The sequence below is a fragment of the Streptococcus sp. UMB1203 genome (assembly GCF_030217725.1).
Lineage (GTDB): Bacteria > Bacillota > Bacilli > Lactobacillales > Streptococcaceae > Streptococcus.
This window is the reverse complement of record NZ_JASOOK010000014.1, coordinates 1-13,748: the sequence shown is the minus strand read 5'-3', so window position 1 is coordinate 13,748 and position 13,748 is coordinate 1. Positions and strand designations below refer to the sequence as shown.

Here is a 13,748-nt window from a genome sequence, read left to right as displayed (position 1 = left end):
AGAAGTGAAGGTCCAAGTTTTACAATTTATAATATGGAATTTTATAGATAATATCTCGACAAAGGACAACTTTTTGGTATAATAGAAACATGTACACTAAAAACGAAGAAGAGTTACAGTCTTTAGGTGAACGTTTGGGCTGTTTATTAGAAAAGAATGATGTCTTAATTCTAACTGGTGAACTTGGAGCAGGCAAAACGACCTTTACAAAAGGTCTTGCTAAAGGTTTACAGATTACTCAGATGATTAAGAGTCCAACCTATACTATTGTGAGAGAGTATGAAGGTCGTCTTCCTCTTTATCATTTAGATGTTTATCGTATAGAGGGGGATGCTGATTCTATCGATTTAGATGAGTTTCTCTTTGGTGGCGGCGTGACTGTCATCGAGTGGGGACATCTTTTAGATGATGCCTTACCAGATACCTATTTAGAATTGGAAATTCTAAAAGAAGAAGACGGTCGCAGATTAAACTTCAAAGCCAAGGGTTTGCGTGCAGAAAAACTCTTAAAGGTGCTTCAACATGGAGTATGAATTGCTCATTAGGGAAGCAGAAGTTGAAGATGCGGCTGAATTAGTATCATTTTTAAATCGTGTCAGTGTAGAAACAGATTTTACCAGTCTGGACAGGGATGGTATTTTGATGACTGATACTGAGATGGAGTCGTTTTTGGATAAACAGGCTCACTCGGAAAATCAAATCACTTTACTTGCCTTGCTGAATGATGAAATTGCTGGTCTTGTGAATATCACAGCTGATCAACGCAAGAGAGTTCGTCATATTGGAGATCTCTTCATTGTGATTGGTAAGAAGTATTGGAATAATGGACTGGGAAGTTTGTTACTTGAAGAAGTCGTAGAATGGGCACAGACTAGTGGCATTCTTCGTCGACTTCAACTCACTGTCCAAACTCGTAATCAGGCTGCAGTTCATTTATATCAAAAGCATGGCTTTGTAATTGAAGGTAGACAAGAGCGCGGTGCATACATAGAAGAAGGGGAATTTATAGATGTTTACCTGATGGGTAGACTAATAGATTAATAGAAATATGGTTAAAAAAATTATTGGAATGGTGCTAGCTTTTCTAGCCGTGACAGTTTTGGGTGTGGGTGTTTTTGCTTATACTATTTATCAGCAAGGTACAGAAACCTTATCACGGACCTATAAAAAAATTGGGGAAGAAACCAATGTTATTGAGGCGACTGAACCCTTAACGATTCTTTTGATGGGGGTTGATACTGGAAACGTGGAACGAACGGACCCTTGGGAGGGGAATAGTGACTCTATGATTCTCTTAACGGTTAATCCGCATACGAAAAAAACCATGATGTTGAGTTTGGAACGTGATATCCTGACGAAAATTCAACATAAAGATGGTAGTATTGAAGAAGCGAAGTTAAACGCTGCCTATGCTGGTGGTGGTGCAGAGTTGGCTATTTCAACTATTCAGAAGATGATGAATATTCATATTGATCGCTATATTATGGTCAATATGCACGGATTGCAACAATTAGTTGATGCAGTTGGTGGAATTACCGTTAATAACACTCTAGGATTCCCGATTTCTATTAGTGACCAAGAGGAATTTAATACCATTTCTATTGGTGTTGGGCAACAAACTCTAAATGGAGATGAAGCTCTTGTTTATTCTCGCATGCGCTACCAGGACCCAGAAGGGGACTACGGACGTCAGAAGCGTCAGCGTGAAGTCATTCAAAAGGTTGTTGAAAAAGTTCTTAGCTTGAATAGTGTTAGTCACTATCAATCTATCTTAAAAGCCCTAAGTACCAATATGCAGACTAATATTGATCTATCTGCGAAAAGTATTCCGAACTTGTTGGGTTATAAAGATTCATTTAAAACCATTGAATCACAACAGTTGAAGGGTGAGGGAGAGATGTTGCAAGGTATTTCTTACCAGATTGTTTCTAGAGAGCATATGTTGGAAATGCAGAATATATTGCGACGTTCTTTGGGACAAGAAGAAGTCACTCAGCTTGAAACAAATGTTGTCTTATTTGAAGATTTGTTTGGACGGGTGCCTGTTGATAATGGGGATAATCAACAACAAGGCGTCTTTGTAACAAATGAAGTAGAATAGTTTGTTTTTTGATACAAATAAAAAATCAATCGTGGGAAATTTCCTGCGATTTTTTCAAAAAAATACGAATAGATAGGTAGGAGGAAACATGAAAGCAGAAATCATTGCTGTCGGAACAGAAATTTTAACAGGACAGATTGTTAATACCAATGCTCAATTTTTATCAGAAAAACTAGCAGAAATTGGAGTAGACGTATATTTTCAGACGGCTGTAGGAGACAATGAAGCTCGTCTCTTGTCTTTGCTTGAGATTGCCAGTCAACGTAGCAGTTTGGTGATTTTGACAGGTGGTTTGGGACCGACAGAGGACGATTTAACCAAACAAACTCTAGCTAAATTCTTAGGGAAAGAATTAGTCTTCGATCCTCAGGCGCAGGCGAAGTTGGACGTCTTTTTTGCCCAGAGACCAGACTATGCTCGAACACCGAATAATGAAAGACAAGCTCAACTTGTAGAAGGAGCGACTCCACTGCCCAACGAAACAGGACTGGCGGTTGGAGGAATCTTAGAAGTAGAAGGAGTGACCTATGTCGTCCTTCCAGGTCCGCCAAGTGAATTAAAACCTATGGTCTTAAACCAACTTCTACCCAAGTTGATGACAGGGAGCAAGCTATATTCCCGAATTCTTCGTTTCTTTGGAATTGGCGAAAGTCAGTTGGTGACCATTTTGGCTGATTTGATTGCTAATCAGACAGATCCGACCTTAGCACCTTATGCCAAGACAGGAGAAGTCACTCTGCGTCTGTCAACAAAAGCTAGTGATCAAGAAGAGGCGAATCAAGCGCTGGATATCTTGGAAAATCAAATCTTGGACCGCCAGACTTTCGAAGGAATTTCTTTACGAGACCTCTGTTATGGTTATGGAGAGGAGGCTAGCTTGGCCAGCATTGTGGTAGAAGAACTGAAAAAACAAGGGAAAACTATCACGGCTGCAGAGAGTTTGACTGCAGGGCTTTTCCAAGCTACTGTGGTGGATTTTTCAGGAGCTTCAAGTATATTTAAGGGTGGTTTCGTGACCTATAGCCTGGAGGAAAAATCAAAGATGTTGGATATTCCTGTCAAGGACTTGGAAGAACAGGGTGTGGTGTCTGAATTTACAGCTCAGAAGATGGCTGAGCAGGCACGAATCAAGACTCAGTCTGATTTTGGCCTTGGTTTGACTGGAGTGGCAGGACCAGATAGCCTAGAAGGACATCCAGCTGGGACAGTCTTTATAGGCTTGGCTCAAGAGCAAGGAACTGAAGTCATCAAGGTCAATATTGGAGGTAGAAGTCGAGCAGATGTACGTCACATTGCGGTTATGCATGCCTTTAACCTAGTTCGCAAGGCTTTATTAAGTGACTAACTTTTGATATAATAGTAGATAGGTCTGAGGACCATTAGAATGTAGGAGAATAGAATGGCGAAAAAACCAAAAAAATTAGATGAAATTTCAAAAAAATTCGGGGCTGAACGTGAAAAAGCCTTGAATGACGCTCTTAAACTGATTGAGAAAGACTTTGGTAAAGGATCAATCATGCGTTTGGGTGAACGTGCCGAGCAAAAGGTGCAAGTGATGAGCTCAGGTTCTTTGGCTCTTGACATTGCCCTCGGTTCAGGTGGTTATCCTAAAGGACGTATCATCGAAATCTATGGACCAGAATCATCTGGTAAGACAACGGTTGCCCTTCATGCAGTTGCGCAAGCGCAAAAAGAAGGTGGGATTGCAGCCTTTATCGATGCGGAACATGCCCTCGATCCAGCTTATGCTGCGGCCCTTGGTGTCAATATTGACGAATTGCTCTTGTCACAACCAGACTCAGGAGAGCAAGGTCTTGAAATTGCAGGGAAGTTGATTGATTCAGGTGCTGTAGATCTTGTCGTGGTCGACTCAGTTGCTGCCCTTGTACCTCGTGCGGAAATTGATGGAGATATCGGAGATAGCCACGTTGGTTTGCAGGCTCGTATGATGAGCCAGGCCATGCGTAAACTTGGTGCTTCTATCAATAAAACCAAAACAATTGCCATCTTTATCAACCAATTGCGTGAAAAAGTTGGGGTCATGTTTGGAAATCCAGAAACAACTCCTGGTGGACGTGCTCTGAAATTCTACGCATCAGTCCGTTTGGATGTTCGCGGAAGCACACAAATCAAGGGAACTGGTGACCAAAAAGATACCAATGTCGGTAAGGAAACTAAGATAAAGGTCGTGAAAAACAAGGTGGCTCCACCATTTAAGGAAGCCTTTGTTGAAATCATGTACGGAGAAGGGATTTCTAAGACTGGTGAGCTTTTGAAAATCGCAAGCGATTTGGATATCATCAAAAAAGCAGGAGCTTGGTACTCTTACAAGGATGAGAAAATCGGGCAAGGTTCTGAAAATGCTAAGAAATACTTGGCAGATCACCCAGAAGTCTTTGATGAGATTGACCATCAAGTCCGTGTTCAATTTGGTTTGGTTGATGGAGAAGAAGCTTCTGTAGAAGGTGTTGAGACTAAAAAAGATGAAGCAGTTCAAGCAGACTCTGTGAATGAAGAAGTCACACTTGATCTAGGCGATGAACTTGAAATCGAAATTGAAGAATAAGCTGTCAAAGTAGTGGAGAAATCCACTGCTTTTTCGTTGCTTTGCTCTGGTTTTTAGCTCACGCATAGTTTGCTGTTTCTTGTCGCTCCTTTCGAAAGCTGATATAATAGCCTTATGAATAAAAAACGAACAGTGGACCTGATTCATGGTCCGATTCTTCCTTCTCTCTTGAGTTTTGCCTTCCCAATCTTGCTGTCCAATATTTTTCAACAGCTCTATAATACTGCTGATGTCTTGATTGTTGGGCGTTTTCTTGGTCAAGAATCCTTGGCGGCAGTAGGGGCTACAACGGCCATTTTTGACCTGATTGTAGGTTTTACTCTTGGTGTTGGCAATGGGATGGGGATTGTCATTGCTCGCTATTATGGGGCTCGGAATTTCACTAAAATTAAAGAAGCGGTAGCAGCTACCTGGATTTTAGGCGCTCTTTTGAGTATTGTGGTTATGTTGCTGGGATTTCTTGGTTTGTATCCTCTTTTACAGTACCTAGATACCCCTGCTGAAATTCTTTCTCAGTCCTATCAATATATTTCTATGATTGTGACCTGTGTAGGTGTCAGCTTTGCCTATAATCTTTTTGCAGGTTTGTTGCGGTCCATTGGGGACAGTCTAGCAGCGCTTGGATTTCTGATTTTCTCTGCCTTGGTTAATGTGGTTCTGGATCTCTATTTTATTACGCAACTGCAACTGGGAGTTCAATCTGCGGGACTTGCTACCATTATTTCGCAAGGCTTATCAGCGGTTCTCTGTTTTTACTATATTCGCAAGAGTGTTCCAGAACTTCTACCTCAGCTGAAACATTTTAAATGGGACAAGGCCTTGTACGCGGATCTCTTGGAGCAAGGTTTGGCTATGGGTTTGATGAGTTCAATTGTGTCCATCGGCAGTGTGATTTTACAGTCTTCAGTTAATACCTTTGGTGCAGTAATTATTAGCGCCCAGACGGCGGCTCGACGCATTATGGCCTTCGCCCTTCTTCCTATGACCGCTATTTCTGCATCAATGACGATCTTTGCTTCTCAGAATCTAGGAGCTAAGCGCCCAGACCGCATTGTTCAAGGTATTCGAATCGGCAGTCGTTTAAGTATGTCCTGGGCAATTTTTGTTTGTGTCTTCCTCTTTTTTGCCAGTCCAGCCTTGGTTTCCTTCTTGGCTAGTTCGACGGATAGCTACTTGGTAGAAAATGGAAGTCTCTATCTGCAAATCAGTTCAGCCTTTTATCCTATTTTGAGTCTCTTACTGATTTATCGTAATTGCTTGCAGGGCTTGGGGCAAAAAGTCCTTCCTCTGGTTTCTAGCTTTATAGAACTAATCGGAAAAATCGCTTTTGTGGTCTTGATTATTCCTTGGGCAGGATATAAGGGAGTTATCCTTTGCGAACCCCTTATCTGGGTTGCCATGACCATTCAACTGTATTTCTCACTGTTTCGTCACCCCTTGATAAAAGAAGGCAAGGAAATTTTAGCAACTAAAGTGCTATCCTAGTTGTATTTACTGAATAAAATCCATTTCCTCTAGTGAAAATCGAAAAAACTTGTGTTATAATAAGAAAGATTAAAATGTGAAAAAAGGAGATTCCTAATGGGACGTAAATGGGCCAATATCGTAGCCAAGAAAACGGCTAAAGATGGAGCTAACTCTAAAGTATATGCAAAATTTGGTGTAGAAATCTATGTAGCAGCTAAAAAAGGTGATCCAGATCCAGAATCAAACTCAGCCTTGAAATTCGTTATCGACCGTGCTAAACAAGCCCAAGTGCCAAAACACGTTATCGATAAGGCTTTGGACAAGGCTAAAGGAAACACAGACGAAACCTTTACAGAAGGACGTTACGAAGGTTTTGGACCAAATGGTTCTATGCTGATTGTTGATACTTTGACTTCAAATGTCAACCGTACAGCGGCCAATGTCCGTGCAGCCTTTGGTAAAAACGGCGGAAACATGGGTGCTTCAGGTTCTGTTTCTTACCTCTTTGACAACAAGGGTGTGATCGTATTTGCAGGTGAAGATGCGGACGCGGTCTTTGAGCAATTGCTAGAAGCAGATGTAGATGTGGATGATGTAGAAGCAGAAGAAGGAACAATCACAGTTTACACAGCGCCAACTGACCTTCACAAGGCTATCGTTGCCCTCCGTGAGTCTGGTATCGAAGAATTCCAAGTGACTGAATTGGAAATGATTCCTCAGTCAGAAGTGGAATTGTCAGGCGATGACCTTGAAACCTTTGAAAAACTTTACAGCGTTCTTGAGGACGACGAAGACGTACAAAAGATCTACACAAACGTAGATGGATTCTAATAGAAAAACGAACAGTTATACTAGCTGTTCGTTTTTTTGATATTTGAACTTAGAATCTGGTTTCAGAATCGTTTTGTTGATTGCTTTTTCTAGACCTAGACCGACTGATGTTTTTGTACGAGCAAGAGCTCTCCATTGTCCTGTTTTGCAAAAGTTAAGGTAACAGTCTTGACCTTGTCTCCAATAGAGATATAGGTGATTTTTTTCGTATTGTAACCCCCAAGAGTGAAGTCAAACTCGGAATCTGGCTTTCCGTGTTTGTTGATAATATCCTCGTAGGTGGTACCACCTTTTCCTTTGTTGTCAAGGTCACCTTCGGTTAAGGCGTCGAACTGTTCTTGGGTCCAGGAGAAGGTATCGTCTGTCAAGCCGCTTTTTTCTTCGCGTTCCATTGAGGCACTCGTATCCATGTAGGAACGGTTAAACTCCTTGGCATACTCTTTGTAGACATCAGCGTATAGTGCCTGACTCGTAAAGAAAAGTACAACAGAGGCAACTGCCAGGGATGTTCCGATAATAGCCATTGTTTTCCGTTTTTTGAGGTTGACGATAAGGCCGATAATCCCCAAGATAAATGCGACGATGCCGATGAACAACGATGGATAGTTAATAAACGGGATCCAGGATCCTAAAAGTGCGATGGCTCCAAAAATAGTTGCTAAGATTCCTAAAACTCTTTGTTCTTCTGGTTTCATTTGAAAGTTTTCTCTCCTCATTAAGTGAATGGATTTCTACCCACAGTAGTGAGCGCTTATTATATAAAAAATCTTGCCTAATGTCAATTTAAACTAAGATAGTTCTCATGAAAACTTTTTCTTGACATCTCTTTTTAAAGTGGTAAAATAGTTCTCATGGAAACTTATTTAGTTCCTAGGAGAACTAAATGTGATAGTTAGAAAGGAGTTAGTATGGATAAACCGATGTTAGTCTTTAAGCGTTTTGGTCATCAGATTCACCTGATGGTGCAAAAGGAAGCCAAACGTTGTGGTATTGAATTTATGGGTGGGCCTCAAGGGCAGGTTCTGCGTTTTTTGGATAATCGTGAGAAAAACCAAGACTTGGTCTTGATTAAAGATATCGAGCAGGAACTCAATATTACCAAGTCTGTTGCTAGTAATTTGGTCAAGCGTATGGTGCAAAATGGTTTGGTGGAATTGGAGGCGAGTCCTAGCGATAAGCGGGCAAAATTTGTTCGTTTGACGGACAAAGCACGTTCTCAAATGAAGCAGGTTAAGGCCTTTTTTGAACGAATAGACAAGCAGTTGATGGAAGACATTGATGAAGATGAATTACTGATTTTTGAGAAAGTCCTCAATCAACTACAGGAAAATATCAAGAGAATAGGAGGAGATAATGAAGAAATTAGCTAAACGAATTAGTAGAAAAGAATGGGGGATGATTTTTCTAGCCATTCTCTTTACCTGCTTTTCAGTCTACCTAGAGTTGGAAGTTCCGACCTATATCTCGAAAATTACGGATTTGCTAGGAAGTCAAGGAACCAACTTGGATGAGTTATGGCAACCAGCAGGTATGATGGTCGGAATGTCTTTTTTTGCCTTCTTGTCCGCAGTCGCAGTTGGATTTTTTGCATCCAGAGTGGCGGCTTCCTATACTAGTAGGTTAAGAAGTGACATTTTTAACCGAGTTTTGGATTACTCGCAGACAGAGATTAAGAAATTCTCTATTCCAAGCCTCCTAACTCGTACCACTAATGATATTACTCAAGTTCAGATGTTGATTACCATGGGCTTGCAAGTGGTTACGCGTGGTCCGATTATGGCTATCTGGGCCATCGGGAAGATTTTAGGCCATTCAGAATACTGGCTCTGGGCGGTACTTGTGGCAGTGATTGTCAATGTTTTGATGACAACAGTTTTGATGACGCTAGCCTTTCCAAAACAGTCCTTGATTCAAAGTTTGACTGATAAACTGAACAGTATCACTCGTGAAAGTTTAACAGGTATTCGTGTCGTTCGTGCCTACAATGCCGAAAAGTACCAAGATGAAAAATTTGCAGCAGCAAATGATGAATTGACCCGTTTGAATTTGTTTGTTAACCGTCTTATGGCTATTTTGAATCCCATTATGATGGGGATTTCAAGTGGTTTGAGTGTGGCGATTTACTGGATTGGAGCCTATGTGATCAATGACGCTGCTCCGACGGCGCGGTTGCCTCTCTTTAGTGACATGGTTGTTCTCATGTCTTATGCTATGCAGGTGGTCATGGGATTCCTTCTCATGGGAGCGCTCTTCATCGTTCTTCCTCGAACTATGGTCTCTGCCAAGCGAATTAATCAGGTTTTAGATTTGCATTCTTCTATCCAAAATCCTTCTAAAGTGCAGTTGGCTGATGAAAACCTAAAAGGTCAGGTCGAGTTTAAGGATGTGACCTTCCGCTATGCGGCAAATTCGGAGGCAGTTATCGAGCATGTTAGCTTTAGAGCAGAAGCGGGCCAAACAGTTGCTTTTATCGGCTCAACTGGTTCTGGTAAGTCAACTTTGGTCAATCTGATTCCACGTTTCTATGACGTATCAGCAGGAGAAATCCTAGTGGACGGAGTTAATGTTCAAGATTACAGTTTGGAAGATTTGCGCAACAAGGTTGGTTATATTCCTCAGAAAGCGGTTCTCTTTTCAGGTGATGTCAAGGGTAATCTAGACTTTGGACACAGTCAAGAAACACCGCTTAATGAGGAGGCTATGTGGCAGGCCTTAGAATTGGCCCAGTCTAAGAACTTTATCGAAGACAAGGAAGCGGGCTTGGCGTCAGAAGTAGCCCAAGGAGGAACCAACTTCTCAGGTGGACAAAGACAACGTTTGGCCATTGCGCGTGCCTTGGCTCGGAAGCCAGAAATCCTCATCTTTGATGACTCCTTCTCAGCCTTGGATTACAAGACAGACCGTGTCCTACGCCAAGAGCTAGCAGAGAAAACAAAATTTATGACCAAACTCATCGTCGCACAGCGTATTTCAACCATTATGGATGCAGATTTGATTTTGGTCTTGGATCAAGGAAAAGTCGTGGGACAAGGCACCCACAAGGAACTTCTAGCTACCAACGAAGTTTACCAAGAAATTGCCTATTCACAATTATCGAAGGAGGAATTGGAACATGGAAAATAAAAAACTGTCGCTCTGGAAACAGAGTAAACCCTACCTTGCAGGTCTCCAGTTTGCCCTTCTAATCGCTTTTTTAGCAACAATCTTATCCAACATCATTACTGTATATGGTCCAACCCGTATCAAGGAAATGACCAATATCATTGCAAGTGGCCTAGAAACAAGTGTGGATGTCACGGCGGTTGCAGCCATTGGTGGTTTTTTGGCTGTCATCTATGTGATTGGACTTCTATCAAATTATTTGCAGGCCTTTCTATTTACAACAGCCATTCAACGTTTTTCAGAGCGTTTGAGAAGAGCGATTGCAGAGAAAATCAATAGCCTACCATTGGGATATTTTGATGGACACTCTCAGGGGGATACTTTGTCTCGTGTAACCAATGACGTTGACACTGCAGCCCAGTCTCTCAATCAAAGTCTGGGAACAGTTCTTTCATCTAGTTTGCTGGTCTTAGCAGTCTTGGTAACCATGTTTGGGATGAACTGGATTTTAGCCTTGGTGACGGTTGTGTCAACTCTTATCGGTTTTGCTTTCGTGTCTGTCTTTATGGGCAAATCACAGGGTTTCTTTAAGAGTCAGCAACAAGACCTAGCAGCTGTCAACGGCTATGTGGAGGAAATGTACTCTGGCCATAATGTGGTGACCAGTTATAATGCTATCGAGAGTACGAAAGAAGAATTTGCGACATTAAACCATCGTCTGTATGATAGTATCTGGAAATCTCAATTTATTTCAGGGATTATGATGCCGATTATGATGTTTATTGGGAACTTTAGCTATGCCTTGGTGATTATCGTTGGTGCAGCCTTGTCCTTGAATGGGCAGATTAGTATTGGGATTATCGTTGCCTTTATGGCCTACGTTCGTATCTTTTCTCAGCCTCTTTCACAAATTGCCCAAGGGATTACTAGTTTGCAGCAGGCTAGTGCAGCCATGGGCCGTGTCTTCGAATTCCTAGCTGAAAAGGAAATGGAAGATGAATTCCATAAAGAAAGACAATTGAGCGACATGAAAGGTCAAGTGGTCTTTGATCGAGTTTCCTTTGGTTACACACCAGAGCGAACCATTATACATGACTTTTCTGCGACAGCTCATGCAGGTCAAAAGGTTGCTATTGTAGGGCCGACAGGAGCTGGGAAGACAACCATTGTCAATCTTTTGATGAAGTTCTATGAGATTGATAAGGGAAGTATCCGCATTGATGGCGTGGATACCAAGGAGATGAAGCGTTCGGAAGTACACGATGCCTTTTCAATGGTCTTGCAGGATACCTGGCTCTTTGAAGGAACCATTCGCGACAATCTTATCTATAACCAAACAGGTATTAGTGATGAGCGCATGATTGAAGCCAGCAAGGCTGTAGGGATTCACCACTTTATTATGACCCTACCAGATGGTTACGATACCGTTTTGGATGATACAGTGACCTTGTCTGTCGGACAAAAACAACTCTTGACCATTGCTCGTGCTTTGCTGAAAGATGCGCCACTTCTAATTCTGGATGAGGCGACCTCTTCGGTTGATACTCGTACTGAGGAATTGATTCAGAAAGCCATGGACCGATTGATGGAGGGAAGAACTTCCTTTGTCATCGCCCACCGCTTGTCAACTATCCGAAATGCTGACTTGATTCTTGTCATGAAAGATGGCAATATCATCGAGCAAGGCAATCATGATGAGCTAATGGCACAAGGAGGTTTCTACGCTGATCTCTATAACAGTCAATTTACAGAAGACGAAGCAGAGGAATAAACCCAAAGAAGGCTTGACGGCCTTCTTTTTCTGCACTATACTAGAAGACAAGTGCTTCCCTGTAAGCAAAATTTGAGTAAGTGATGAGAAAATATATGAAAAATTATCAAGAATGGTATGACCACATTGCTGGTAAGATTAAAAATAAGCCGTTCCATCTGAGCTTGTTAAGAACTTTCAATCGGTTCATGACGGTAGTTATGCCTATAGTTTATTTGACCTTGTTAGTCGCCACCTATTTCCAAGAAGGACTTGGGAAACAGGTCTGGATCTACCTGTTTATTCCAGCGTCAGGTTTTGTGATTTTATCCCTTCTCCGTAAGAAAATCAATGCTCCTAGGCCTTATGAAGTTTGGGAAATTGTACCTCTACTAGACAGAGATAGTCCTGGTCAGTCTATGCCCAGTCGTCATGTCTTTTCAGCAACCATTATCTCCACGGCTTGCTTACATGCTAGTCTAGCTGTAGGGGTTATCTTGTTGGTCTTTTCAGCTCTCCTCGGTCTAGTGAGAGTCTTAGGTGGAGTGCATTTTCCCAAGGATGTAGTGGTTGGCTATATTTGTGCTCTTGTGTGGGGTGTGCTTTTCTTTCTATTTTGATCTTTAAGTTAGGATGGTCCTACAACCACTTACGTGCCTAAAGTAACCACTTGCTTTTTTGCTCTTGTTTTCTTATTTTAGCTTTGATATAGTAGAGTCAGAAAGGAGATGGAATGAAGTTACGAATCGAAATTGACAGCAATTTAGAGGAAACTGAAATTGTCATCAAGGCAGCGGCTTTGACAGATGAGATTGCGGATTTACAGCGTCTCTTGCAAGAGTCCAAGTCTCCTCGGTTGATTTTTTACAAGGGAACGGGTGAATATTATCTGGATTTGTCGGAAATTCTCTTCTTTGAGACGGAGGGTAGCAAGATTTATGCCCATACCCAGAAAGATGCCTACGAAGTTCGGCTTAAACTCTATGAGTTAGAAGCTATCCTTCCTCGCTATTTCAGTCGGGTATCCAAGTCAACTATTGCTAATATTCGGCAAATCTATTCGGTGGATAAGTCCTTTTCAGGAACGGGGACCATTTCCTTTTATCAGACCCACAAGGAGGTTCATGTCTCACGGCATTACCAATCCCTCCTAAAAGAAAATCTAAGAAACATGAGGTAATAAGATGAAAAAGAAAGCATTTGGTATTGTATTGCTTGTTTTGGCGGCTTTAGTATTATTGCAGGGGAATTTTGGAATCCCTTCTCTGGGGGGGCAAATTTGGCCCTTGATTGGTATTGCTTTTTTTGCCTACCAATCAGTCGGAGCTTTGTTGCGTCGCCACTTAACTTCAGCCTCTTTTACAGCTCTAGTAGCCTTAATGATTGCTAACCACTTTTATAATATTTTACCGATTCCAAATCAGTCACTATTCTGGGCTAGTATTTTAATCGTACTGGGTGTCAACGCACTTACTCATTCTAACAGAACTTGGAATGGGAAAAAATGGTGGTATGATGGTAAAAAGACCATTCTGACAGATAAGGAGGTCGCTTTTGGGACTGGGACTTTCTACAAGCAAAACCAAGAATTGGTAGAAGACCAAGTAGAAGTTGGTTTTGGCAATGCTAAGATATATTATGACAATGCAGAGATTTTAGGAGATATTGCAACCCTGAAAGTAGAAGTTGGTTTTGGCAATGCAGTTATCTATGTTCCCCAACATTGGCGAGTGGATTTGAAGGTGGAAACTTTCTGTGGTGTAGCCAAGGCAGATACTTCTCTAGCTCCAACCAGTAAAACTTTGATTATCCGTGGAGATGTGGCTTTTGGAAAGTTGGGGGTTGTCTACGTTAGCTAAATTCCCAAACTAACTTCCACCGTTAATCCAAGTGGAAGTTAGTCTGATAAAAATCGTAAAAACCAGTGGAAA

At 41.7% G+C, this 13,748-nt stretch carries 13 protein-coding genes and 1 pseudogene; 13 read left to right on the top strand and 1 reads right to left on the bottom strand.

Annotated elements, in window-relative coordinates:
- The first annotated feature begins 89 nt into the window (after nt 1-89).
- From tsaE to QP439_RS05015, 7 genes are all read left to right on the top strand, one after another.
- A complete protein-coding gene (gene tsaE / locus QP439_RS05045) occupies nt 90-533 on the top strand; it encodes a tRNA (adenosine(37)-N6)-threonylcarbamoyltransferase complex ATPase subunit type 1 TsaE (RefSeq protein ID WP_049550561.1) in 444 nt (147 codons plus the stop codon).
- A complete protein-coding gene (locus QP439_RS05040) occupies nt 523-1,041 on the top strand; it encodes a GNAT family N-acetyltransferase (RefSeq protein ID WP_285388187.1) in 519 nt (172 codons plus the stop codon). The genes tsaE and QP439_RS05040 overlap by 11 nt, the downstream gene beginning before the upstream one ends.
- Nucleotides 1,042-1,048: 7 nt before the next feature.
- On the top strand, nt 1,049-2,101 hold the full coding sequence (gene lytR / locus QP439_RS05035) for a glycopolymer--peptidoglycan transferase LytR (protein ID WP_261445959.1): 1,053 nt from the start codon (nt 1,049-1,051) through the stop codon (nt 2,099-2,101).
- Between the two features lie 88 nt (nt 2,102-2,189).
- Nucleotides 2,190-3,446 carry a competence/damage-inducible protein A gene (locus QP439_RS05030; protein ID WP_261080556.1) on the top strand — a complete coding sequence of 419 codons (1,257 nt, stop codon included), beginning with the start codon at nt 2,190-2,192 and terminating at the stop codon, nt 3,444-3,446.
- A gap of 54 nt (nt 3,447-3,500) precedes the next feature.
- Nucleotides 3,501-4,667, top strand: a complete 1,167-nt coding sequence (recA, locus tag QP439_RS05025; RefSeq protein WP_001085453.1) for a recombinase RecA — start codon at nt 3,501-3,503, stop codon at nt 4,665-4,667.
- 114 nt (nt 4,668-4,781) lie between these two features.
- Complete coding sequence (locus tag QP439_RS05020; RefSeq protein WP_285388179.1) at nt 4,782-6,152, top strand: MATE family efflux transporter; 1,371 nt, start codon at nt 4,782-4,784, stop codon at nt 6,150-6,152.
- A gap of 96 nt (nt 6,153-6,248) precedes the next feature.
- Complete coding sequence (locus QP439_RS05015) at nt 6,249-6,965, top strand: YebC/PmpR family DNA-binding transcriptional regulator (protein WP_000532882.1); 717 nt, start codon at nt 6,249-6,251, stop codon at nt 6,963-6,965.
- Between the two features lie 49 nt (nt 6,966-7,014).
- Here the strand turns inward: QP439_RS05015 and QP439_RS05010 are convergent.
- Nucleotides 7,015-7,660, bottom strand: a pseudogene (locus QP439_RS05010) (DUF4190 domain-containing protein).
- 213 nt (nt 7,661-7,873) lie between these two features.
- Here QP439_RS05010 and QP439_RS05005 point away from each other — a divergent pair.
- The 6 genes from QP439_RS05005 to QP439_RS04980 all read left to right on the top strand — a co-directional run bounded on the left by QP439_RS05005 (nt 7,874) and on the right by QP439_RS04980 (nt 13,676).
- Nucleotides 7,874-8,335 (top strand): MarR family winged helix-turn-helix transcriptional regulator, encoded by a 462-nt coding sequence (locus QP439_RS05005; RefSeq protein WP_285388175.1) that lies wholly within the window; start codon nt 7,874-7,876, stop codon nt 8,333-8,335.
- Nucleotides 8,319-10,088, top strand: coding sequence for an ABC transporter ATP-binding protein (locus QP439_RS05000; protein ID WP_285388173.1), 1,770 nt, complete (start codon nt 8,319-8,321; stop codon nt 10,086-10,088). Before QP439_RS05005 ends, QP439_RS05000 begins: the two co-directional genes overlap by 17 nt.
- Nucleotides 10,078-11,838 (top strand): ABC transporter ATP-binding protein, encoded by a 1,761-nt coding sequence (locus tag QP439_RS04995; RefSeq protein ID WP_285388171.1) that lies wholly within the window; start codon nt 10,078-10,080, stop codon nt 11,836-11,838. Before QP439_RS05000 ends, QP439_RS04995 begins: the two co-directional genes overlap by 11 nt.
- Nucleotides 11,839-11,933: 95 nt before the next feature.
- Nucleotides 11,934-12,437: a phosphatase PAP2 family protein gene (locus tag QP439_RS04990; RefSeq protein WP_285388168.1), complete on the top strand. Its 504-nt coding sequence runs from the start codon at nt 11,934-11,936 to the stop codon at nt 12,435-12,437.
- 113 nt (nt 12,438-12,550) lie between these two features.
- Nucleotides 12,551-12,997: a LytTR family DNA-binding domain-containing protein gene (locus QP439_RS04985; RefSeq protein WP_000776605.1), complete on the top strand. Its 447-nt coding sequence runs from the start codon at nt 12,551-12,553 to the stop codon at nt 12,995-12,997.
- A 4-nt stretch (nt 12,998-13,001) separates the two neighbouring features.
- Complete coding sequence (locus QP439_RS04980) at nt 13,002-13,676, top strand: LiaF transmembrane domain-containing protein (RefSeq protein ID WP_285388164.1); 675 nt, start codon at nt 13,002-13,004, stop codon at nt 13,674-13,676.
- Nucleotides 13,677-13,748 lie beyond the last annotated feature (72 nt).

Bases quoted from the DNA above. Each gene is read 5' to 3' on its own strand.
- QP439_RS04995 (WP_285388171.1), top strand. From the start codon at position 10,078: ATGGAAAATAAAAAACTGTCGCTCTGGAAACAGAGTAAACCCTACCTT.
- QP439_RS05040 (WP_285388187.1), top strand. From the start codon at position 523: ATGGAGTATGAATTGCTCATTAGGGAAGCAGAAGTTGAAGATGCGGCT.
- QP439_RS05005 (WP_285388175.1), top strand. From the start codon at position 7,874: ATGGATAAACCGATGTTAGTCTTTAAGCGTTTTGGTCATCAGATTCAC.
- QP439_RS04980 (WP_285388164.1), top strand. From the start codon at position 13,002: ATGAAAAAGAAAGCATTTGGTATTGTATTGCTTGTTTTGGCGGCTTTA.
- QP439_RS05020 (WP_285388179.1), top strand. From the start codon at position 4,782: ATGAATAAAAAACGAACAGTGGACCTGATTCATGGTCCGATTCTTCCT.
- QP439_RS04985 (WP_000776605.1), top strand. From the start codon at position 12,551: ATGAAGTTACGAATCGAAATTGACAGCAATTTAGAGGAAACTGAAATT.
- QP439_RS04990 (WP_285388168.1), top strand. From the start codon at position 11,934: ATGAAAAATTATCAAGAATGGTATGACCACATTGCTGGTAAGATTAAA.
- QP439_RS05000 (WP_285388173.1), top strand. From the start codon at position 8,319: ATGAAGAAATTAGCTAAACGAATTAGTAGAAAAGAATGGGGGATGATT.
- lytR (WP_261445959.1), top strand. From the start codon at position 1,049: ATGGTTAAAAAAATTATTGGAATGGTGCTAGCTTTTCTAGCCGTGACA.
- QP439_RS05030 (WP_261080556.1), top strand. From the start codon at position 2,190: ATGAAAGCAGAAATCATTGCTGTCGGAACAGAAATTTTAACAGGACAG.
- tsaE (WP_049550561.1), top strand. From the start codon at position 90: ATGTACACTAAAAACGAAGAAGAGTTACAGTCTTTAGGTGAACGTTTG.
- recA (WP_001085453.1), top strand. From the start codon at position 3,501: ATGGCGAAAAAACCAAAAAAATTAGATGAAATTTCAAAAAAATTCGGG.
- QP439_RS05015 (WP_000532882.1), top strand. From the start codon at position 6,249: ATGGGACGTAAATGGGCCAATATCGTAGCCAAGAAAACGGCTAAAGAT.